The organism is Gordonia sp. UBA5067 (assembly GCF_002414845.1).
Lineage (GTDB): Bacteria > Actinomycetota > Actinomycetes > Mycobacteriales > Mycobacteriaceae > Gordonia > Gordonia defluvii.
Genome location: NZ_DIAX01000002.1, coordinates 32933 through 53947, shown reverse-complemented (window position 1 = coordinate 53947; position 21015 = coordinate 32933). Strand labels below are relative to the sequence as shown.

At 67.2% G+C, this 21015-nt stretch carries 20 protein-coding genes and 1 tRNA gene; 11 read left to right on the top strand and 10 right to left on the bottom strand.

Annotation, left to right across the window (positions count from 1 at the left end; translation table 11 throughout):
• Positions 1–55: 55 nt before the first annotated feature.
• The 3 genes from B4M62_RS00390 to B4M62_RS00380 form a co-directional block, all read right to left on the bottom strand.
• Complete coding sequence (locus tag B4M62_RS00390) at positions 56–916, bottom strand: Bax inhibitor-1/YccA family protein (RefSeq protein WP_290703539.1); 861 nt, start codon at positions 914–916, stop codon at positions 56–58.
• Positions 917–1012: 96 nt separating this feature from the next.
• Positions 1013–1717 (bottom strand): TetR/AcrR family transcriptional regulator, encoded by a 705-nt coding sequence (locus tag B4M62_RS00385; protein ID WP_290703623.1) that lies wholly within the window; start codon positions 1715–1717, stop codon positions 1013–1015.
• Between the two features lie 13 nt (positions 1718–1730).
• A complete protein-coding gene (locus tag B4M62_RS00380) occupies positions 1731–3935 on the bottom strand; it encodes an MMPL family transporter (RefSeq protein WP_290703537.1) in 2205 nt (734 codons plus the stop codon).
• A gap of 137 nt (positions 3936–4072) precedes the next feature.
• On the opposite strand from B4M62_RS00380, the gene B4M62_RS00375 reads away from it, so the two are divergent.
• Positions 4073–5221 carry a phosphotransferase family protein gene (locus tag B4M62_RS00375; RefSeq protein ID WP_290703535.1) on the top strand — a complete coding sequence of 383 codons (1149 nt, stop codon included), beginning with the start codon at positions 4073–4075 and terminating at the stop codon, positions 5219–5221.
• Entirely contained in the window at positions 5218–6333 is a 1116-nt protein-coding gene (locus B4M62_RS00370; protein ID WP_290703532.1) for a hypothetical protein, read from the top strand. The genes B4M62_RS00375 and B4M62_RS00370 overlap by 4 nt, the downstream gene beginning before the upstream one ends.
• Positions 6334–6434: 101 nt before the next feature.
• Here the strand turns inward: B4M62_RS00370 and B4M62_RS00365 are convergent, their stop codons facing one another.
• Positions 6435–7292, bottom strand: a complete 858-nt coding sequence (locus tag B4M62_RS00365; protein WP_290703530.1) for an alpha/beta hydrolase family protein — start codon at positions 7290–7292, stop codon at positions 6435–6437.
• Between the two features lie 152 nt (positions 7293–7444).
• On the opposite strand from B4M62_RS00365, the gene B4M62_RS00360 reads away from it, so the two are divergent.
• On the top strand, positions 7445–7681 hold the full coding sequence (locus tag B4M62_RS00360) for a hypothetical protein (protein WP_290703528.1): 237 nt from the start codon (positions 7445–7447) through the stop codon (positions 7679–7681).
• Positions 7682–7781: 100 nt separating this feature from the next.
• Positions 7782–8459, top strand: a complete 678-nt coding sequence (locus B4M62_RS00355; protein WP_290703526.1) for a response regulator transcription factor — start codon at positions 7782–7784, stop codon at positions 8457–8459.
• Here B4M62_RS00355 and B4M62_RS00350 read toward each other — a convergent pair.
• Genes B4M62_RS00350 through B4M62_RS00340 form a run of 3 tightly spaced genes read right to left on the bottom strand, consistent with a single transcriptional unit; the run spans position 8432 to position 11306 of the window.
• Complete coding sequence (locus tag B4M62_RS00350; protein WP_290703525.1) at positions 8432–9838, bottom strand: sensor histidine kinase; 1407 nt, start codon at positions 9836–9838, stop codon at positions 8432–8434. The genes B4M62_RS00355 and B4M62_RS00350 overlap by 28 nt on opposite strands.
• 2 nt (positions 9839–9840) lie before the next feature.
• The gene (locus B4M62_RS00345; protein WP_290703523.1) at positions 9841–10644 is read right to left on the bottom strand and encodes a hypothetical protein; all 804 of its coding nucleotides are present in this window, start codon (positions 10642–10644) and stop codon (positions 9841–9843) included.
• On the bottom strand, positions 10641–11306 hold the full coding sequence (locus B4M62_RS00340; protein ID WP_290703521.1) for a phosphatase PAP2 family protein: 666 nt from the start codon (positions 11304–11306) through the stop codon (positions 10641–10643). The genes B4M62_RS00345 and B4M62_RS00340 overlap by 4 nt, the downstream gene beginning before the upstream one ends.
• Before the next feature lie 133 nt (positions 11307–11439).
• Between B4M62_RS00340 and B4M62_RS00335 the strand changes: the two genes are divergently transcribed.
• The 4 genes from B4M62_RS00335 (at position 11440) to B4M62_RS00320 (ending at position 13673) form a co-directional block, all read left to right on the top strand.
• Positions 11440–12411 (top strand): pirin family protein, encoded by a 972-nt coding sequence (locus tag B4M62_RS00335; RefSeq protein WP_290703519.1) that lies wholly within the window; start codon positions 11440–11442, stop codon positions 12409–12411.
• Between the two features lie 5 nt (positions 12412–12416).
• Positions 12417–12863, top strand: coding sequence for a MarR family winged helix-turn-helix transcriptional regulator (locus tag B4M62_RS00330; protein WP_290703517.1), 447 nt, complete (start codon positions 12417–12419; stop codon positions 12861–12863).
• On the top strand, positions 12860–13606 hold the full coding sequence (locus B4M62_RS00325) for a pirin family protein (RefSeq protein WP_290703515.1): 747 nt from the start codon (positions 12860–12862) through the stop codon (positions 13604–13606). Before B4M62_RS00330 ends, B4M62_RS00325 begins: the two co-directional genes overlap by 4 nt.
• Positions 13597–13673: transfer RNA gene (locus tag B4M62_RS00320), tRNA-Leu, on the top strand. The genes B4M62_RS00325 and B4M62_RS00320 overlap by 10 nt, the downstream gene beginning before the upstream one ends.
• Before the next feature lie 232 nt (positions 13674–13905).
• Here the strand turns inward: B4M62_RS00320 and B4M62_RS00315 are convergent.
• Together B4M62_RS00315 and B4M62_RS00310 are read right to left on the bottom strand one after the other, a co-directional pair.
• The gene (locus tag B4M62_RS00315) at positions 13906–14943 is read right to left on the bottom strand and encodes a linear amide C-N hydrolase (protein ID WP_290703513.1); all 1038 of its coding nucleotides are present in this window, start codon (positions 14941–14943) and stop codon (positions 13906–13908) included.
• A gap of 144 nt (positions 14944–15087) precedes the next feature.
• Positions 15088–17709, bottom strand: a complete 2622-nt coding sequence (locus B4M62_RS00310) for a multicopper oxidase domain-containing protein (protein ID WP_290703510.1) — start codon at positions 17707–17709, stop codon at positions 15088–15090.
• A 217-nt stretch (positions 17710–17926) separates the two neighbouring features.
• On the opposite strand from B4M62_RS00310, the gene B4M62_RS00305 reads away from it, so the two are divergent.
• The 3 genes from B4M62_RS00305 to B4M62_RS00295 are packed head-to-tail and all read left to right on the top strand — an operon-like array spanning position 17927 to position 20116.
• Positions 17927–18766: an SDR family NAD(P)-dependent oxidoreductase gene (locus B4M62_RS00305; RefSeq protein WP_290703508.1), complete on the top strand. Its 840-nt coding sequence runs from the start codon at positions 17927–17929 to the stop codon at positions 18764–18766.
• A gap of 1 nt (position 18767) precedes the next feature.
• Positions 18768–19631 carry an LLM class F420-dependent oxidoreductase gene (locus B4M62_RS00300; RefSeq protein WP_290703507.1) on the top strand — a complete coding sequence of 288 codons (864 nt, stop codon included), beginning with the start codon at positions 18768–18770 and terminating at the stop codon, positions 19629–19631.
• A complete protein-coding gene (locus B4M62_RS00295; RefSeq protein WP_290703504.1) occupies positions 19631–20116 on the top strand; it encodes a nuclear transport factor 2 family protein in 486 nt (161 codons plus the stop codon). The genes B4M62_RS00300 and B4M62_RS00295 overlap by 1 nt, the downstream gene beginning before the upstream one ends.
• A 95-nt stretch (positions 20117–20211) precedes the next feature.
• On the opposite strand, the gene B4M62_RS00290 is transcribed toward B4M62_RS00295, so the two are convergent.
• Positions 20212–21015 carry a cytochrome c biogenesis CcdA family protein gene (locus B4M62_RS00290; RefSeq protein WP_290703503.1) on the bottom strand — a complete coding sequence of 268 codons (804 nt, stop codon included), beginning with the start codon at positions 21013–21015 and terminating at the stop codon, positions 20212–20214.

Here is a 21015-nt window from a genome sequence, read left to right as displayed (position 1 = left end):
GGACAACAAGCAGCGGCCCCGAGGCAATCCTCGGGGCCGCTGCTGTTGGTGCGCGTCAGTTGCGCTGGAAGTAGCTCAGCAGGCGCAGGATCTCGATGTACAGCCAGACCAGGGTGACGGTCAGGCCGAGGGCCACGCCCCAGGCCGCCTTCGCCGGAGCGCCGGCGTGGATAAGGCGGTCAGCCTGGTCGAAGTCGATCAGGAAGCTGAACGCCGCCAGGCCGATGCACACCAGGGAGAAGATGATGGCGATCGGTCCGCCGTCGCGCAGGATGCCGGCCGAATGGGTGAACAGGCCGATGACCAGGTTGCCGAGCATGAGGACGACGACGCCGATCATGCCGGCGACGAGCATGCGGGTGAACCGCGGTGTCACCCGGATGGCGCCGGTCTTGTACACGACGAGCATCCCGAAAAACACGCCGAAGGTGGCCAGTACGGCCTGGCCGATGAGCGCACCCGCGTTGGTGCCGCCCTCGGCAACACCGCCGCCGATGTTCCAGTTGGCGAAGATGTGCGAGATGGCGCCGACGAAGAGGCCCTCGAAGGCGGCGTATCCCAACACAATGGCCGGGTTGTCCTGCTTGCGGCCGAAGGACGCGACGAGGACGAGGACGAGGCCGCCGACCATGCCGATGCCCCACAGCGGCATCGCCAAACCGGTGTTCGCCTGGATGGCCGCGTATGCGGCGACAGCGAAACCGGCCAGCACGGCCAGGGTGATACCGGTCTTGGCGACGACATCGTCAATGGTCATGGTGCGTCCGGCCTGGGCCGGCGCGTACTGCGGCTGGCCGGCCGAGTCGAGGATGACGCTCTGTGCGCCGGGCACCATCTGCCCGAAGCCGGCGTATGGCGCCGACTTCTCGTTATCGCGGACGACGCCGCGCATCACGGGATTGCTGGACTCTCGCACAGCATGCTCCTTCATGGTTGGGGAGGACTTTGGTGGCTCTATCATTGCTTGTAACGCTCGGCGACGCCGATCGGTTCCAACTTTACCTTTTCTTGACTATTGCGGCGTCGGAGGCAGGCCCGCGACGAACCGCTCGACGTCGGCACCTGGAGCATTATCGCCGATCAACGACATCACGCTGCCGCCGAGACAACTCGCACGCATGACCGACTCGGCGACTTGAAGGTCATCACCCCAGGGTAGATCGGGCTTGGCGATCATCAGCGACGCGGCGCCGTGGGCCACCGTCCACAACTCCAGCGCCATCCGCAGGGTGTGCGCATGCGAGTCGGCAGCCGGTGCCGGATTGGGGTACCAGCCAATCTCGACGAGCCCGCCCACACCGTCGGCGAGTCGCCGGAATGCCGCGGTGCGCAATGCTTCGTCGACCACCGGGGTGCCCTCCCCGCCGGTGTGGCCGAAGGCGAATCGGTAGGCCGCCGGATGGTCGATGGCGAACCGGACGTAGGCCCGGCCGAGTGCCAGCATCCGGTCGAGCGGATGGGACTTTCCGGCCTCCGCGTCGGCCATTGCCTCGTCGAGGTGATCGAAGTAGCGTCCGCACACCGCGTCCAGCAGCGCATTCTTGTGGGTGAAGTGCAGATAGATCGCCGGCGGGCTCACTCCGACGGCGTCGGCGACCGCCCGGATCGACACCGCGTCGACATTGTCGTGCTCCTCGAGTAACACGGCGGCGGCATCAATGATCTCGCCGCGTAACTGCTCCCCCGATCCGCGCGGGGATCGGGCGCGGCACGCCATCACGACTGCCGCCTCACGATTCGGACAACCCGATTCGATCGTGCAGCCGGCGCAGCGGCGCCGGCGCCCACCAATTGGCGCGCCCGGCCAGCCGCATGAATGCCGGGACGAGCAGCATCCGGATCAGGGTCGCGTCCATGAGGACCGCGATGGTCAGCCCCAAGCCGAACATGCGCATGAACGAAACCTGCGAGGCGATCATCGCGGCGAAGACGATGGCCATCAACAGTGCCGCCGCAGTGATGACGCGGCCGGTGCTGGCGAGGCCGAAGGCCACCGCGTGATCGCTGTCGGCGCGCGTCTTGCCCGACTTGAGCCACTCTTCGCGGATCCTGCCGAGGAGGAAAACCTCATAGTCCATCGACAAACCGAATGCGACGCAGAACATCAGAATGGGCATGGTCGCGGTGATGAACCCAGTCGCGGTGGTGCCCAGCGCACCGGCATTGCCCTCCTGGAAGATCCAGACGATTGCCCCGAATGTCGCCGAGAGGGACAGCATGTTCAGCACCAGCGCCTTCACCGGCAGCACCACGCTGCCGGTGAACAGGAATAGCAGGACGAAGGTGGCGACGGCGATCCACAGCAGCACCCACGGCAGGTGCCGGTAGATCGAGGCCACGGTGTCCTCGGTCGATGCGGCGATCCCGGCGAACTTGACATCGGTGTCAGCGGGTTTGGGCACGGCACGCAGGCCGGCCAGCAGCGCCTTGCCCGCCTCATCGAGCGGATCGGTGTTACTGACGACGGTGAGAACCCGATGATCACCGCTACGATCCTCCGATTGGCGCGGCGCGATCGGTCGGCCCTGTGCGAACACCCCGTCGGGACTGGTCACGGCATCGACGCCGGGCACCGCGGACAGTCGGGCCGCGTAGTCGTCGACGACCCGGTCCGACGACCCGCTCACGACGACGGTGACCTCGCCGCCAAGCTTTCGCGGGTAGTCCGCACGAATCTCGTCCATCGCCACGCGCGAGGAGTGGGAGGTGGGCAGGATCCGGTCGTCGGGAAAGCCGAGTTTGATCGACAGGAACGGTGCACCCAGGACCATCAGCACGGCCGTGGCGATGAGCGCGATGGGCACCGCTCGCCGCAATACCCACTGCACGAAGCGGTACCACCAGGTCTGTTCGACGGGTATGAAGCCGTGTTCGGGCCGGCCAAACAACCGCCGCACCGGTTTGCGCAGGTCCCCGGAGTCGATCCGGTCGCCGAGCACCGCGAGCAGCGCGGGGGTGATCACCAGCGAGCCGAGCAGCGCGACCACGACGACGGCCAGGCCGGCATAAGCGAAGGAGCGAAGGAAGTACTGCGGGAACAGCAACAGCCCCGACAGCGAGAGGCCGACGGTGATCGCCGAGAACGTGACGGTGCGCCCAGCGGTGGCCATGGCGCGGTAGATGGCCGATTCACGCGACCCGCCGCGGGCGACCTCCTCGCGATAGCGGGTGATGATCAGCAGTGTGTAGTCGATGGCCAGTGCCAGGCCCATCGCTGTGGCCAAGTTCATTGCGAAGATCGACACGTCGCTGAAGAGGGCGAACAGTCGTAGCAGCGCCAGTGTGCCCGCGATGGCGAAAATGCCCACCGCTAGCGGCAGGGCGGCGGCGATGATGCCGCCGAAGATGAGGACCAGCGCGACGAAACTGATCGGAATCGCGATCGATTCGGCGAGAAAGAGATCTTTGGAGACCTGTTTGTTCGTATCGGCGAATACCTTGCCCTGCCCGGTGGCGGTGATCCGCACGCCGTCGGTCTCACCGGCGAATCGGTCGGCCAGATCCTCGGCGTGCCCGGGCGCCACGTTCTCGCCCCCGGCGAGTGGGACGACGATCAGCGTCGACGACTTGTCCGTGCTGACGAGGTTCTTCGCGGCGGCTGGATCGGACCAGATGGAGAGGATCGGCTGCTGAACGAAGTCGAACTCTTTGAGATCGGTCACCAGTCGCTGACCGACGCGGGCGACGACGGGGTCGGCGGTGACGTCCCGGTTGGGCGCGTCGAGTTTGAAGATGACTTGGATGCCGCCCCGCTCGAACTCGTTCTCGAGTATTTTCGCCGCCTGCGCGGACTCCGAATGCGGATCCTCGAACCCGCCGGAGAGCAGGTGTCCGGCGACGCCGCCGCCGTAGACGCCGAAGAGCACGAGCAGCACGAAGGCGCCGATGAGAATGGTTTTCGGCGCGGCGAGCACCGTGCGGGTCAGGCGTTCCACGTGATCCTCCAGCGATTTGTTAGTGGCGTTAAGTTAACGTGCGAAACCAACCTTGGTCAACCCTCGGTCCGCGCCGCGTTCAGGGCAACCCGTCCGTTCCGCCCCGATTCGAACGCCGAACGTGTTCGACTCAAAGAATGCCCGAGCATCCCGACCTCCCCGACGGCGCCGTCCCGGAGAACTCCGCCGAACTCGCCAAACCCTCGGCATCGCGGCTCGACGTCAAGGCCATCGCACCCGCACTGGCCGCCTGGCTCACCGACAAGGCGGGCTCACCGGTCACCGTTACCGGGATTCACCTGCCCGACGGCAACGGCATGTCAAGTGAAACGGTCATCGTCGACGCGCAGTGGGGTGGCGCGCCGCACCCCCTGGTCGCCCGGGTGGCCCCCGACCCGAACAACGACCCCCTCTTTGCTTCCTACGATCTGGACAACCAGTTCCGGCTCATGGCGTACGTCGGGCAGCGGACGACCGCGCCCGTGCCGCCGCTGTATTGGAGCGAGCCCGGCACCGACATCATCGGTGCGCCATTCATCGTGATGGGCCGCGTCGACGGCGACATCCCGCCCGACGTGCTGCCGTACACCTTCGGATCATGGTTGACCGAGGCCGACGAGCAGGATCGCCGGCGGCTGCAGCACCAGACGGTGCACACGCTGGCCGCCATCCACGCCGCGCCCATTCCCGTCGACCTGCTACCCGCCCCCCGCGCGGGAGAATCCCCTCTCGCCGCGCACGTCCGGCGGCTCACCGAGTTCTACCGGTGGACGACCCGCGACTGTCCCGGTTCGCCGCTGCTCGAACGCGCCCTCGCGTGGGTGCACGAGAACCTCCCGGCCACCCAGGACGAGGTGCTCTGTTGGGGGGATGCCCGCATCGGCAACGTGATCTACCAGGACTTCGTCCCCGCCGCCGTCCTCGACTGGGAGATGGCCACCCGCGCCCCCCGTGAACTCGACGTCGCATGGGGTATTGCGCTGCACCGCTTCTTCCAGGACATCGCGCAGCTGGCGGGGGTCGCCGGGCTGCCCGCTTTTTGGCGGCGCGCCGACGTCGAGCGCGACTACGAGCAGGCCGCCGGTGCGCGCCTGCACGACATGGACTTCTATCTCACCTACGCGACGCTCTACTACGCGATGATCCTGTTCCGCATCCAGACCCGCGCGATCGACTTCGGCCAAGCGGACGAGCCCGCCAATCCCGACGACAAGATCCTCAACCAGGCCACCCTCGCCGCAATGATCGCAGGAACATACTGGGATGGAGTAGGAGAGAACCGATGATCACCCCCGCCGACGAGTTCCCCATCCACCAGGCTCCCCTGCCGATCGCCTGGCCGGCGTCGTCGGACCGCAACTTCTACGATCGCTCCTATCTGTGCGCGCATGACCGAACCGGTGACGTTTTCGTCATCATGGGCGTCGGGTACTACCCCGTCCTCGGTGTGAAAGACGCCTTCGTGCTGGTGCGCCGAGGGGAGGTACAGACCGCGGTGCGCCTATCGGACGCGATGGACGGCGACCGGTTACACCAACATGTCGGCACCCTGGCGATCGAGGTCGCCGAACCGCTCAAGTCCTTGCGCGTGACCCTCGACGAGACCGAGGGGATCGCGCTGGACCTGACCTGGACGGGTCTGTTCGACGTCGTTCAAGAGCAGCGACATCTCATGCGCCAGGGCACGCGAGTCACCCTTGACGCCCAGCGTTTCGCGCAGGTCGGCTCGTGGTCCGGACGGATCATCGTCGACGGCGAGACCATCAGCGTCGACCCGGCTACCTGGATCGGCACGCGCGACCGCTCGTGGGGCATTCGGCCGATCGGCGAAGCCGAGCCACCCGGGCGGCCGGCCGACCCGCCCTTCGAGGGCATGTGGTGGCTCTATATGCCGATGGCCTTCGACGACTTCGGAATGGTGCTCATCATCCAGGAATCGCCGTCGGGGTTCCGCACGCTCAACGACTGCACCCGGGTGTGGCGCGACGGCCGCGTCGAGCAACTCGGCTGGCCCCGCGTACGGATCCACTATCGGCCGGGCACCCGCCTGCCCACCGGAGCGACAATCGAGGCCACCGCCGCCGACGGGTCGCCGGTCACCATCGAGGTTGACGCGCACCTGGGGACGGCGCTACACGTGGGCGGCGGCTACGGCGGCGACCCCGACTGGGGCCACGGCCAGTGGAAGGGGGCAGGTTTCGTCGAGCGCGTCACCTATGACGTGACCGATCCGGCCGTGGCCGGGCGCATCCCGTTCGGCGTCATCGACCACGTCGGACACGCGGTGTGCCGCGAGGCCGACGGGACGCAGCAGGAGGGCTGGGGAATGTTCGAGCACGCCAGCTTCGGTCGTCACGATCCGTCGGGCTTCGCCGATTGGGGCGCGGTGGCACCGTAGCGGCCGGCGGGGACGCTGTGCCAACCATCGGCGGTGGGACGGTTCCACGCAGGTGGCGCGCCTCGTGGTCACCGTTGCCACCTTCCACCTCGTCGATCGTGTCAGCGCACCCCGGCGACAGTCGCAGAAATGGTCGCCAGTGTCTGGCCATAGCCGACCGCGCCGGGACGAATCAGGGAGAGATGCGTCGCGCCGGGTACCTCGACCAGGCTGACTCGAGCCGACGGACACCGCGGCCGCGCCCGAAAGTCCCGGGCATTGGTAATCGGCACCACTCGGTCGGCCGTCCCATGGATGGCGACGATCGGTACGGCGGGACAGGCCTGCGCGGCCGGATCTGCCATCGCGTAGCGCTGCGGGAACTGTGCGGGCGACCCGCCCAGCAGTGCGTCGACGTTGGCGTCGCCGCTGTGCGCCGCCGTGGTGAGGGCCAATGGTGCCGCAATGGCGACGGAGGCGGCCGGCCGGACCGCCGCGTGCTGGGCGGCCCATACGGCGAGCTGACCGCCCGAGCTGTGCCCGACGAGGATCACCGAGCGCCCCACCTGCGGGAAGATGTTTCCCAGCGAGGTGGCGAACGTCGCCGCCGCCGAGACATCGGTGAGGGTAGTCGGCCACCCGCCGCCGGACCCCACCCGGCGATACTCGACGTTGTACACCGCGTACCCGCGCGCGGCCAGGTCGCGCGCCATGCTCCCCAGCCCGGCCAGGCTCACGCTGCGGTCCCAGCCCCCGCCGTGATAGAGGACGACAAGCGGAGCCGGGCCGGTCAGCCCGCGCCGCGGCAGGTAGAGGTCGCCGTAGTTCTGCCCCGGATCGGCGTTGGCCACAGGATAGGCAACGCGAAGTGCGCCGTTCAACTGCACGCCCGACGCGGTCGGCGCGGCCGAAGCGGCCGGCACGCCAACCACAGCAGCGACCACACCTAACGCCATCAGCAGAACGGTGATTCGTTTCACGCCCGTTATCTTGCCGTGACGAACCTTAAGAAAACCTTAACGCCGCTCTTTCAGTTCGGTTCAGAGTCCCCACAGCAGAGCAGGCGCAACCTGAATCCAGATCGCCGCTGCGGCGGTCTGTTCCAGGAAACGAGAGAGTGAGGACCTCAATCATGGTCACCAAAAAGATCAGCCGGCGGACCCGACGCCTGGTGTCTGGCATCGGTATTGCCGCGGTGCTCGGCACCGGTGCCGGGTTCGGCATCACGCACGCGGTGGTTTCCCACCAGGCGCCGGCCTCGCACGCCTACAACGTCGATCAGGGCTCCCATCACGTCCGCCCCGACCACAACCGCCCGGACGTCCCCGGGCAGCCCGACATTCCCGAGCCCGGCGATGTCCCAGACTGATCGCCACGCCATGCCGCCGACGCCGGGGGACGCCACCACGTCCGTCGGCGTCGGCGTGGGCTCAGGCACTTCACAGCACCCGGCGGGCACGCTGAAGGACATGCGGATTCTTCTGGTCGAGGACGACCACAACGTCGCCGAGACGGTGCGGCGGATGATGGTGGCCGAGGGTTGGGTCGTCGACGTCGTGCACACCGGCAACGACGGCTGGGAAAAGGGTATGTCCGAGACCTTCGACATCATTGTCCTGGACATCATGCTGCCGGGCCGCAACGGCTACGAGATTGTGCGCGATCTCCGGGCCGCCCAAGTGTGGACACCGATCCTGATGCTCACCGCCAAGGACGGCGAGTACGACCAGGCCGACGCCTTCGACTTCGGCGCCGACGACTATCTGACGAAGCCGTTCTCCTTTGTCGTTCTGACCGCGCGCCTGCGCGCCCTGGCTCGGCGCACGGCCCCGGAACGGCCCGCCGTCCTCGCCGCGGGCGACCTGACCCTCGATCCGGCGGCACACATCGCCAAACGCGGCGATACCGCGCTGACGCTCACCCCGCGCGAGTTCTCCCTACTCGCCTACCTGCTGCGCCACAAGGGCGAAGTGGTCACGAAGACCGAGATCCTCGATGGCGTCTGGGACATCAATTTCCACGGCGATGAGAACGTCGTCGAGGTCTACATCAGCTATCTGCGCCGCCGGATCGATCAGCCCTTTGACCGCAAGGCCATCGAAACCGTCCGCGGCGTCGGCTACCGGCTCTCGGCCGACGGCGGCTGAGCGGCCCCGTCCAGCGGCAGCCGGAACCCGATGGCCGCCCCCCTGCCGGGGGCATCGCCGACGACGAGCTCCCCGCCGTGCGCACGAATGATCTCGTCGACGATGGACAGCCCGAGCCCCGAACCGCCGGTCGCCCGGCCGCGGGCATCATCCAGACGGACGAAACGCTCGGTGACGCGGCCCTTGTCTGCGTCGGGAATGCCCGGCCCGTCGTCCAGAACGGTCACCTCGACCATGCCATCACCGGTGCGGACCATGTCGATGGCGACCCGCCCGGTGGCGTGCCGGACCGCGTTGTCGGCGAGGTTGCGCAGTGCGCGGGTCACCTTCTCCTGGTCGGCGTCAATCCGGGCCGACACGATTCGCGCCTCGACCTCAAGGTCGGTGAGCGCCTCCAGTCGGGCGACCTCGGCGCCGACGACATCATCAAGGTCGACGGGGGCCCGGCGCAGCACGATGCCACTCTCGTCGGCGCGGGCGAGCAGCAACAGGTCGGCGACCATCTGCTGCAACCGCAGCGCATCGGGCAGCATCACCGACCCCACCGTCTCCGGGTCGATGGGCTGACCTTTCGCGTCGGCGAGATCGAGCAACCCGACCAGCGTCGTCAGCGGACTGTTCAGCTCATGTGACGCATCGTTGACAAAGCGGACCTGCTGCTGTCGGGTCCGATCGATGCGGCCGAGCATCTGATTCATGGTGGTCGCCAAGGTCGCGATCTCGTCGCCGGTCGCGGGAACCGGAACCCGCCGGCTCAGGTCGCCACCAGAGATCTCGTCGACGCGCCGACGGATGTCGTCGACCGGGGCCAGGGCCCGTCCGACGAAGACGTAGGTCAGCACGGCCATACCGATCACAATGAGTGGGAACACGATGCAACACAGGATGGCGACCGTCACCACCAGCCGGTTGATGGGAGCCTCCGCCGCACCCACCGCGACGGTGAGATCGCCCTCCGGCGTGGCCACCCCGATGGCACTGGTCCGGTACTCGACATCCGGGTCCCCGGCGTGCGCACCGTGGACGAGCCGAAGCCGCCCGGGCAGCACCGGACCGCTGAGCGGGCTCGAGTACCTCTTGTTGTTCACCAACCTAACGCGACCGCTGGCGTCGATAATCTGGATGACGTCGACGTTGTGGGCCTGGGCGAGCAGCGTGCCGTCGACGCCCCCGACCCCCTCGGAGGCGATCGCGGCCCTGATCTGATCCGCTCTGGCCTGGGTCGCAGCGTCCGCGGCACCGAGCAGGATGCGGTGCAAGACAAGCACCATCGCCAGCGCGGCAACGGCCAGCGCGGCAGTGACCAGCGCGGTCGCCAGTAGCGTCAGCCGCACTCGGACGGGTCGGACACTCTCGCGCGTGCGGTGAAATCGCTGCACGATCACGACGCTAGTGCACGACTGTCATTCTCGATGCGATCGGCGCGGCTGACCGTCAAGTATCCGACCAGAACGACGATGACCGCGAGGAAGACGAGGTTGACGGCCGTCGCGTTCATACCGAGGCCGCCCTTGTCGCCCGGCTGCGTCAGCAGGTCGCCCATCGAGGCGCCGAGTGGCCGGGTCACGATGTAGGCCGCCCAGAAGGCCGACACCGCATTCAGCCCGACTCCGAGGTGGGCCCCGGCGATGACGACGATCACGACGACGAACATGATCAGCGATCTGGTGTAACCCAGGTTCATCTTCTCGGCGATGAGATCGCCGGCAGCGGTCCCCAGCGCAAAGGTGACCAGGATCGCCGACCAGTAGAAGATTTCGCGCCGCGGGGTGCGGATGGAGTGGATCGACAGGGTTCCCTCGACTCGGTACCAGGCCGTGAAGACCGCGACCAGGGCGACTGCGAAGACCGCTGTCGACACGGCCAGCGGAACCCGGAGCACATCGGTGAGGTTGTCGGTGATGAGCGTGCCGGTGACGCTGATCAGCAGGACCGCGGCCCAATACACGACCGGGAGGTACCGGTCGGAGCGAAACTGCACAGTCATCACCACCGCCAGGACGGCGACGGTGACCAGCGTGGTCATCTGCAGGCCCAGACCGAGATTCATGTTGAGGTAGTCAGCGGCCGTCTCGCCGACGGTCGTCGCGAGGACCTTGATGATCCAGAAGAAGGCGGTGACCTCGGGAACCTTGCTGAACAGGGCTACCGCGGGCGAGTTGTCCCGCCCTACCGAGTGGCTCATAACAGTCCCTTCACATCGATGCGCTCGCCGACGCGGCGCAGGACCACGTCGAGCAGCGGCGGTACCGCCAACGCCGCGGAGAGGCCGAGTAGCGCACCGCCCGTCACGTCACTGAGCCAGTGCGCGCCCAGGTAGAGGCGGGTCCAGGCGCACAGCACGATCACGGCGACGGCCAGCACCGTCGCAGCCAGCGCACGGGCCCGGGGCAGGCCCGCGACCGTGACGGCGAGCAACGTCATCACCAGCACCGTCGTGCCGCACACATGTCCGGACGGATACGAGTACGTCGACTCGGGCGAGCCGACCTGCAGCACCGCCGGTGGCCGGGGGCGGGTGACCGCAAGTTTGATCATGGTGTCCAGGCCGGCGGCGATGGCGACAGCCCCGGCGACGGGTAGCGCGCGGCGCACCGATCGGTCGCGAACGATGAGCGCCACGACGATCAGCGCGGTCCAACCGGCCATCGCGACCGGACTCAGCAACCGGCTCACGTCGTCGACGATTCCGGTGAGCGCAGGACTGCGGGTACCGATCAAGCCGTGCAGCACCGCACTGTCCACCTGGAACGGGCCGGGGTGGATCGCCACCAGGACGGCGCCGAGAAGGGTCAGCCCGAGTAGCGCGGCTCCGGCCGCACTGCGTTTGTCGTATCGAATCTCCACGCGGTCCACCGTCGCGCATCTGCGCTGAGGGGACCCTGAGTCCGAATCCGGAATATCCCGCGCCGCCCCGGGGTTACACGAACAGATAGCTCAAATTTGAACTATTATTCGGACACAAATAAGGAGATCGGACATGCCAGCTATCACCGCCGACACCCTGACCCTGCCCCGGCTGCGGGAACCGGGCCTGGAAACGGTCGAACGCACCGTCACATCGCTCACCACCGGTCCGCGCGGCTACGAGGGCGAGGGCTTTCCGGTCGTCCGCGCCTTCGCCGGCGTAAGCACCGCCGACCTCGACCCCTTCATCCACATGGACCAGATGGGCGAGGTGGACTACGAGCCGGGTGAGCCGCGCGGCACGTCGTGGCACCCGCATCGCGGCTTTGAAACCGTCACCTACATGATCGACGGCCGATTCCAGCACCAAGACTCCACCGGCGGAGGCGGGCTGATCGAGAACGGCGCCACCCAGTGGATGACCGCCGGCTCGGGCATCCTGCACATCGAGACGCCGCCCGCCGAACTCGTGGAGTCCGGCGGCCTGTTCCACGGCATCCAACTCTGGGTGAACCTGCCGGCCGCCGACAAGTTCCTCACCCCCAAGTACCAGAACTTGGAGGGACAGGGCCTGGCGCTGGTCACCTCCCCCGACGGCGGTGCACTGATCCGCGTGATTGCCGGTGAGATCGACGGACATGCCGGACCCGGCGCCACCCATACGCCGATCACCTTCGCCCACGCCACCATCGAACCGGGAGCGGGCGTGACCGTGCCCTGGCGGCCCGACTTCAACGCCCTGGTCTATGTGCTGTCCGGGCACGGCACGGTCGGCGCCGAGCGGCGGCCGATCCACCAGGGCCAACTCGCCGTCCTGGGTGCGGGCGACGCGATCAGCGTCGCAGCCGACGCCGGGCAGGATTCGAACCGGCCGTCCCTCGAGGTGCTCCTGCTGGGCGGGCAGCCCATTCGGGAACCTGTCGTCGCCTACGGGCCGTTCGTGATGAACACCCGCCAGCAATTGATCGACGCCCTTGAGGACTACCAGGCCGGGCGGCTCGGGCAGATCCCGCCGGACGCGATCATGCCGCACACGGTGCGCTGAGCCAGATGAGCAGGGTCGACCCCCGATGGGCGGCGTGGCAGCCGTTCATCGAAACGTCGGCGCAGATCCAAACCCGGCTCGACGAGGATCTGCGCCGGCAGCACGGACTCACACTCGCCGACTACCAGGTCTTGCTGCTGCTCTCCCACGCGCCGCAGCAACGCCTGCGGATGAGCGAGATCGCCGACGCCATGGTGTTCTCCTCGTCGCGCCTGTCCTATCAGATCGACAAACTCGGGCGCACCGGACTGGTCCGCCGCGAGCGCGACGACACCGATCGTCGCGGGAACTTCGCCTGCCTCACCGACACCGGCCGCGGCGCACTGCGCAACGCCGCCGACGACCACCTGGCCGTCGTCGAACGGCTCTTCGTCGACAAGCTGACACCGGCCGACGGGACCGCGTTGCTGGCGATTCTGGCACGACTGAACACGGCGGAGAACACGCAATGATTACCGTCTACCCCGGACCCGACCGCCATCACTGGAGCAACGAGTGGCTCGACTCGTGGCAGTCTTTTCCCGCCACCGGGAACTATGACCTGGCCGGCAACGCCCACGGCGTCTTGCTGGTCAACAACGACGACACGATCGATCCCGGCGAAGGCCTCGACCGCCATCGCCACGCCGATGTCGAGATCCTGACGTGGGTCATCGATGGGGCCGTCGAGCACCGCGACTCCCACGGGAATGCCTCCGTCCTGCGCCCCGGCCAGATCCAGCGGATGACCGCGGGCACCGGAATCGCGCACAGTGAGCGCAATGCAATGCCGCGCGCTTCGCACACCCCGTCGCGAGTGGTGCAGATGTGGGTCGCCACGGACACCCCCGGCTTGACGCCCGGCTACGCCGAAGTCGATCTCACCGACGACCTGGCAGACGGGCGACTAGTCCTGGCGGCATCGGGGCGCCCGGGAGTCGCCGGCGCCGTCTCCCTGGCCAATCGCTATTCCTCGCTGCACATCGCGCGCTTGGCTCCCGGCGGGCGATGCGAACTGCCCGCCGCGCCGTTCGGCCATCTCTACGTGCCCACCGGCCACCTCGCCCTGACCGGAGCAGACACCGCACTCGTCGCCGGCGATGCCGCCCGCTTCTCCGGCACCCGGGCCACCGAGGTCATCGCCGTCGACGCGACGGAACTGCTGTTCTGGGAGATGCACGCCCAGCCGGTATTGTCATCAGTCGCGCCCCTATAGCCCAATTGGCAGAGGCAGCGGACTTAAAATCCGCCCAGTGTCGGTTCGAGTCCGACTGGGGGCACCATGACATCCCTGCCGGTCTCCGGCCGGCGGCCGGCCCGAGCAGCCAACGAGAAGCAGCTGAACTCAGCTGATGCGGTGACGGGGGATGGTCTTCTTCAACGCGCGATATTGTCCGTCCGGCACCGGCGAGAGAATCAGCTCGTTCGGGCCTCCCGTCAGAACAACGGTGCAGTTTGGGACCAATAGCTGGTCTCAAACTGCACCGTTGTCAGTGCATTCAGGAGTGGCAACCCTCAGGCGAGGACCTTGACGTTGTCCGTCAAGTCGACTTCCTGATAGGTGATCTCCTTGGCGGCACCCGCGTCGAGCTTCTTCGACGAGATGGCGAGGCCAACCGCGGACTGGATGTACAACGTTTGGTTGGTGAGGTCGTAGCCGACCCAGTACTGCGAATAGTCGCTCATCGGGTTGTTGTCGCCGGAGTGCTCCAGACCCGGGGGAACGATCACCGTGCGGAAGGCTGCGTAGAGCTGGTCGATGCCCTCGGCACTGTCGAACGGCCGCAGGTAGCTCGACAGGTTCAGTGCCCGAACCATGCGCGACGGCGCGGTGTAGTCGCCCGGCAGACCGAACATGCCGAAGCCGGTACCACCCTCAATGGGCTCCAACTTGTACCCGGTGGGCAAGGTCGCCGGACCGTTCGGGTCGATGTTGGTCAGGTGGATGTAGTTGCGAACGTTGATCAGGTGCCAGTCGTACTCGGGGCTGTTGGTCATCGCACCGATGAAGTCGTACATCTTGAACGCACCGTCGTTGACCGGCTCCAGCACGATGCCATCACCCGTCGGATCGACGAACGAGAAGTGCAGCGTCATCGAGATCGACTGCCCGAGCGCCTTGTACGGCTCGTTGACGAGGGCGAACTTCTCGTAGTCGGCCTTGATCTCGGCGACCGTCGAGTACTGGGTCAAAACGAAGGTAACGAACTCTTCGGCCAGCAGCGCCGTCTGCTTGCGGGCGGCGATGTCGGCCGCCGATCCGTAGTCGGCCTCCATGAGGACCTGGGTGTCGCCGGCCAACCCCTTCTCGTTGATGCCGTCGAACAGGACCGGAGTGTTCTTCACACCCATCCCGATGGTGGTGTACTTGCTCGTCCACGGCGTCGCCTCGCTGGGCACCTCGATACCCGCCGGCACCGTCGTGACGACGACCAAATTATTCATCGCCGCGGGCATTCCCGTGTCGTCGCCGAACATCGGGAAGGACAAGTCCATCGTCCGACCCCAGAAGTAGTCACCGGTCTTGGACTTGATCCGAATTCCTGTACACATACGCTTTCCCTTAGCTCGTAATTGGATACTCCGCCGACCACCCTATGTGGCTTCACAACCGTTCGCACGGAAGCGGACATTCCCAACGCGGTCGCCAGAATCGACCAGGACCAAAGTCCCAATTCGGCCGCGCTAGCCGCAACCCTACTTTTCGACGACTATCTTGCCCATCGCGCCGCGATCGCCGGCGAACATGCGGTGGTTCAGGAAGGTATAAGTTCCCGGCTCGAGGAAGGTCAGCTCGACGAACCCGCCCTCCGCCGGAAGCAGCCCGAGTACCTGCGCGCCGCCGCGCAGCGAATCGTCGGGACGCAGCGAATAGGCACCCTCCTGATAGACGGTGTCGAACTGGGTCCCGATCACATGGAAGGACAGCGGTTCATTGGGCCCGGCGTCGAGTACCCACATGCGGATCCGGTCGCCGACCTTCGCGCGTAGCGGGCGGTACACGTACTGATCGGCGTAGCCGTTGAACATCACCAGATCCGGTGCACCCCTGGCGACCTTGTCCGCGTCGATCGGTCCACCATCGGGGCCGAGGTACCACTCCGACTGTGTCACCAGGTATTCCGCAGTGACCGGCGCGAGTCCCGGTGGATCGATGATCACCGCGCCGAACATCCCCGCGGCCAGATGCACCGCCATCGGCATGGTCGCGCAGTGGTAGAGCCAGATCCCGGTGTGCTCGGCGCGGAACCGGTACACGAGCGACTCGCCGGGATTGATGTCGCGCATGTTGACATCGGGCGACACCATGCCCGCGTGGAAATCGACCGAATGCGCCATCGTGCCCTTGTTGACCAGGGTGATCTCAAAGACGTCGCCCAGCTTTCCGCGCAGCGTCGGCCCCATCACCGCGCCGTTGTAGGTCCACACGGTCTGCCGCACCCCGGGGGCCACCTCGCCCGGACCCTCGGTGGCCTCGAAGGTGTAGCGGTGCACGTTCGCTGGTGGCGCGGGCGCCAGCCGCGCATCGCGCGCGGCGAAACTCGGCGCGGGATGCTTCATCAGATCGACGACGGCCGCGGGACCGCTGGCCGACGAGTTCATCTCACCCATGTCATGGTGGTTCGGACCACCGGGCACCTGCACGTGAAACACCATGCCCTGCTGGCGATGTCCGACGATCGAGCACCATCCCTCGACCGGCTTGCCGATGATCCCAGCGTCGATCACGCCGACGGCTCCCGGAACTATCCGCCCGGTCGACTTCCCCGTGGCCAGTACGAGATCGTGAATCATGGTGTCCCGATTGGTAACTCGGATGACCAGCCGGTTTCCTGCCGGAACCGTAGCCGTGTCCGGGGTGAATCGCATGTGTACCGCGTCGATGTTGACCGTGGTCGTCTGCCCGGTCGGTGTCGCGCCGGCGGACGCGTCCTCGACCGCCCCGGTCATCCCGCCGCCCATCGCGGTGCCGACGGCCACGACCAAGGCGATCGCACTGGCCGCCGCAACACCCTGCAGGGCCAGTTGCGGGCGACCCGGAACCGTCTGCCCGGCACGCTGCGCCACCGTCGGCGGATCCGCGGCTAGTGCGCGGCGAACCCTCACCGCACTGATGCCGGCACTCATCATGATGGGGAAGAACATGATGTAGGCGAGCATCACCAGCGACGACAACGCGACCTTGACCCAACTGTCGAGGTCGGGCAGCAGCCACAGCATCAACCCGCCATTGATCACCAGCACGCGCCACAGCCACCAGCGGTTCATCTGAGCGGACCCCGCCGCAGTGATCTGGCCGCCGCCCATCATCGTCGGCAGCAGATGACTCATCACCCCGATCAGCAATTGCCCGGCGAATCCCGCCAGGAAAGGCACGGTCAGCAACGTGATCCGCTCGACCACGAACGGGCCGCTGATCAGCGTGTCGCCGTACAGGGCCAGGGAGACGAACAACCACAGCAGTGCCGCAACGATCGACGCCGACGCGTACGTGTCCGGCAGACGTCGTGCGATCGCCTTGACGAACGGTGCGGCGACGACGATCCAGCCGATGGCGTACACCGCCACCCCGACTGCCGCAATCGCCGGACGGTCGCTCAACGCGCCGCCGCAAATCACCGTGATCCCGCCGATCAGCACAGCGAGGGCGGCCGGCCGGCGCCGGGCGGTCGCCTGATCGTCGCCGAGCAGCCGCGGGAACATCACGGTCAGGACGCCCGCCGCGGCCAGCCCGAGGAAGCCGAGAATGTTGACCGCCTGGTGGGCGACAAGGAATCCGGCCTGGGTCGGATCGGCGAACCCATAAGCCAGGGCCACACCAAAACCGGCGCCGACGGGCAGAAACACCGCCGAGGCGACGAAGAACCACACGCTGGCCGCATGCTCTGCGCGACCCTCACCAGCAGCCACCCGGTGCCGCTGCGCCTCGACAATCAACAGCGCCATCGCCACCGCATGCCACGCGACGACCGCGCCGATGAGCACCGCACCAACCAGTGTGACCGGCCAGCGGGCCAGCTGCACGCCGCCGATGGTGACGACCAGTCCAGCGTTGAGGGTGTAGATCCGCACCAGTTGCAAGCGATGCCGGGTCTCGGGCAGGTGGTAGCCCAGGAAGCGCTCCCCCAGCGTCTGCGACCACAGCAGGATCGAGTTGGCCACCAGTCCGATGGTGAACATGTGCACCAACAACCAGCGTGAGTCGGGAATCGCCCAATGCGCGAAGCCGACGAGGATCAGCAGAAGCATCCAGACCCGGATCGGCAGCCCAGCACTTCGGTGCCAACTTTTGGGGCGGTTCGGTCGTCGGATCCTCACGTGATCAATGGTAGTGACAACCGGGTTATCTGAGACCTGGGACGAGATGTGTCTCACATCGGCGCATCGTCGCAGCTCGACAGTTCGTTTACCGCAGTGGAATCCGTCGCCAAGGCGGTGCCGTACCGAACTACTCGCCCCGAGTGTCGCCACCGGGTCGGCTACAGTCCGGGTTAGCACTCCAATCATCATCGGCACCACATCATTCGGAGCAACAATGCGGGTCACGGGAAAAGTCTTCGCGGTCACCGGCGCCGGTAGCGGCATCGGCAGGTGTGTCGCACTCGAACTCCTCGCGCGTGGCGGGGAGGTCGCCGCAGCCGACCTCAACGCCGACGGCCTAGCCGGCCTGGCCGCCGAAGCGGCGGCCGGTGACCGGCTCTCCACCCACGTGCTGAACGTCGGCGACGAGGACGCGTGCCGCGCCTTCCCCGCTGCCGTTGCCGCCGCTCACGGCCAGGTCGACGGACTGTTCAGCATTGCCGGCATCGCGCAGAACTTCGAGACCACCGACTCCATCCCCGACGCTCGGCTCCACCAGATCCTCGACGTGAACTTCTACGGGACAGTCTCGCTCATCCGGGCCTTTCTGCCGGTGCTCGAGGAGCGCCCCGACGGCGGGGTCATCCTGATCACCTCCAGTCTGGCCGCGCTCGTGCCGGTCCCCGGTGCCGCGACCTACGGTGCGTCGAAGGCGGCCGTCGCACAGTTCGGCTACGGCCTGGCCCAAGATCTGCGGAATGCCAAATCGAAGGTCACCGCCACCACGGTGTTACCCGGAACCATCTGGACCGAACTGGTCCGCGAGAGCGCCAGAACCCTCGGGACCCCCGAAGCCGTCGCAAAGGCCTTCGCCATGCCGGCCGATAAGGCGGCGCACCTGATAATCGAGGCGACACTCAAGGGCCGCGGGCGCGTCGTGATCGGCAAGGACGCCCACCTCTACGACTTCCTTCGGCGCTTCAGCACCACGCTCGCCGAGCGGGTCTCTTATCTGCAGGTGGCGAAGTTCGTCTACCGCGACCGGCCGCCGGCCCCCCGCCCCACGGAAGACTGACATGCGCCTCGGTCTCGTCACGCCGATCGTCACGCGCGTCCCGCGCGCCCACTCGCCGTGGGAAGCAGCGGCCGGACCCGCGGAACTGGTACGGGTCGCAATGGCCGCCGACAAACTCGGCTACGAGCATCTGACGTGCAGCGAACACATCGCGATTCCCGTCGACATGGCTGCGGCGCGCGGCGGCACCTACTGGGACCCGTTGTCCACCTTCGGGTTTCTCGCCGGTCAAACCGACCGGATCCGTTTCCTCACCCATGTCCTCGTACTCGGCTACCACCATCCGCTGGAGATCGCGAAGCGCTACGGCACGCTCGACCGGATCAGCAATGGGCGCCTCACACTGGGTCTGGGCGTCGGCTCCCTACGGGAGGAATTCGACCTGCTCGACGCGCCGTTCGACGAGCGCGGCGCCCGGGCCGACGACGCGCTGCGGGCGTTGCGCGCCGCCTGGGGTACGGCGATCCCCCACTACGACGGCGAGTACTACCGCTTCGACGCACTGGTGGTCGATCCGCAGCCGTCGCAACAACGCGTACCACTGTGGATCGGGGGCCGGACCCGTCGTTCCCTGCGACGCGCGGTGGAACTCGGTGACGGCTGGGCACCATTTGGCCTTGCCCGCCACCAACTGCGGGAGCTGCTGGACTCGGTGAAACTCCCGACCGGCTTCGACGTCGTCCTGCCCGCCCCGCCCCTCGACCCCGCCGCCGATCCCGACGCGGTGGTGCGAACGCTGGCTTCCCTGGCCGACGCCGGCGCCACGGTCGTCAACGTCGCACTGCGGGCCGGGTCCGTCGAGGAATACGTCCAGCAACTGCACACCTTGGCCGGCCTCGCCGGGCCGGCTGTTGGACGGCCCTGATGGCCGGGTTCGACGACCGGCTCGCCGCCCTGGAGGCGCGCCTGCGACTGCTGGAGGATGAACGGGAGATCGTCGGCCTTATCGCCTCCTACGGCCCGCTCGTAGATGCCGGGGCCGCTGACGACGTCGCGGGTCTGTGGACCGACGACGGCGTCTACGAGGTCGATGCCTACCTGATGAATGGCGCGGCGGCGGTGGCCGAAATGGTCCGCTCCGGTCCCCATCAGCACCTCATCGCCGGCGGCTGCGCGCACTTTCAGGGGCCGGTGCACGTGCGCGTGGACGGCGACGTCGCAGTTGCGGTGGGCTATTCCCTGCTCGTCGCGCATCGCGACAATCGCCACCACCTCGCTCGCGCCACCGCGAACCATTGGGCCCTGGCCCGCACCACGGACGGCTGGCGGGTGACCCGACGGACGAGCCGGCTACTCGACGGGAACCCCGCCGCGCCCGACCTCGCCGCCGGGCCGCTCCGCTCGTCCTAATCGGGTCTTCTGTCAGAGTCTTCCGGCCGGGTCCGCCATTGCGGCCGGGCGCAATCGTCGTCGCGCAGGCTGGCCCCGGACAGCGCTGGCGGGCACTATCCGCGGCGCCGAAACCGCGCCGCCACCCACCCGCCGACGAGAACGAGCACGGTAATCGTGACTACCGCCGCGTTGGACACGCTCGAGGTCGTCCGCATAATCCATGACTCCAGCCGGAACTGGTCGGTCGCGCCGACGATTCCACCGAGCGAGGCGGTGCCGTCGGTGAGCAACAGCACGACGCCGACGGCAATGGTCAGCACCCCGCCAACGATCATCGTCCACGTGTTGCGCCAGCGTCCGATCGCTACCTCGCGCGGGCGTACGAGCCGCCGCACCAGCGGGAACCGGTCCCACGCGAAGGCCAGGATGAGCAGCGGCACCACCATGCCCGCGGCGAAGACCAACAGGGTGATGCCGCCGAGAGCCGCATTGCCGCCGAGTGCCGCGTAGGTCAGCGCCGCGCCGAGCAGCGGGCCGGCGCAGACGCCGGCCAGTCCGTACACCGTGCCGAGGGCATAGACCGCTGCCGTCGCCGTGCCGGCGGAGGGGATAGTCGTCGTGGGCATCGGGATGGCAATACCGGCGAGCATCACGACGCCGAGTGCGATAACGGCCCACGCGGCAACGGCGACGAACGTCGCGCGGTGCTCGTTCACGAACGATCCCAGCGTGCCGGCGAGGATGCCGAGCGGGACCAGCGTCGTGATGAGGCCGAGGTAGAAGACTCCAGTTCGCGCGAGAAGTGCGCCCGGACTGGTGAAGGCATAGGAGAAGAACGCCGGGAGCAGCATGACCGAGCACGGACTGAGCAAGGTGAGGATGCCGCCGAGGAAGGCACCGAGAAGGCCGAGTTCCAC

Excerpts from the sequence above, each read along its gene's own strand:
- B4M62_RS00360 (WP_290703528.1), top strand. The coding sequence starts at position 7,445 with ATGGTCACCAAAAAGATCAGCCGGCGGACCCGACGCCTGGTGTCTGGC.
- B4M62_RS00385 (WP_290703623.1), bottom strand. The coding sequence starts at position 1,717 with ATGGCGTGCCGCGCCCGATCCCCGCGCGGATCGGGGGAGCAGTTACGC.
- B4M62_RS00315 (WP_290703513.1), bottom strand. The coding sequence starts at position 14,943 with ATGTGTACAGGAATTCGGATCAAGTCCAAGACCGGTGACTACTTCTGG.
- B4M62_RS00345 (WP_290703523.1), bottom strand. The coding sequence starts at position 10,644 with ATGAGCCACTCGGTAGGGCGGGACAACTCGCCCGCGGTAGCCCTGTTC.
- B4M62_RS00355 (WP_290703526.1), top strand. The coding sequence starts at position 7,782 with ATGCGGATTCTTCTGGTCGAGGACGACCACAACGTCGCCGAGACGGTG.
- B4M62_RS00375 (WP_290703535.1), top strand. The coding sequence starts at position 4,073 with ATGCCCGAGCATCCCGACCTCCCCGACGGCGCCGTCCCGGAGAACTCC.
- B4M62_RS00330 (WP_290703517.1), top strand. The coding sequence starts at position 12,417 with ATGAGCAGGGTCGACCCCCGATGGGCGGCGTGGCAGCCGTTCATCGAA.
- B4M62_RS00300 (WP_290703507.1), top strand. The coding sequence starts at position 18,768 with ATGCGCCTCGGTCTCGTCACGCCGATCGTCACGCGCGTCCCGCGCGCC.
- B4M62_RS00325 (WP_290703515.1), top strand. The coding sequence starts at position 12,860 with ATGATTACCGTCTACCCCGGACCCGACCGCCATCACTGGAGCAACGAG.
- B4M62_RS00370 (WP_290703532.1), top strand. The coding sequence starts at position 5,218 with ATGATCACCCCCGCCGACGAGTTCCCCATCCACCAGGCTCCCCTGCCG.
- B4M62_RS00335 (WP_290703519.1), top strand. The coding sequence starts at position 11,440 with ATGCCAGCTATCACCGCCGACACCCTGACCCTGCCCCGGCTGCGGGAA.
- B4M62_RS00305 (WP_290703508.1), top strand. The coding sequence starts at position 17,927 with ATGCGGGTCACGGGAAAAGTCTTCGCGGTCACCGGCGCCGGTAGCGGC.
- B4M62_RS00295 (WP_290703504.1), top strand. The coding sequence starts at position 19,631 with ATGGCCGGGTTCGACGACCGGCTCGCCGCCCTGGAGGCGCGCCTGCGA.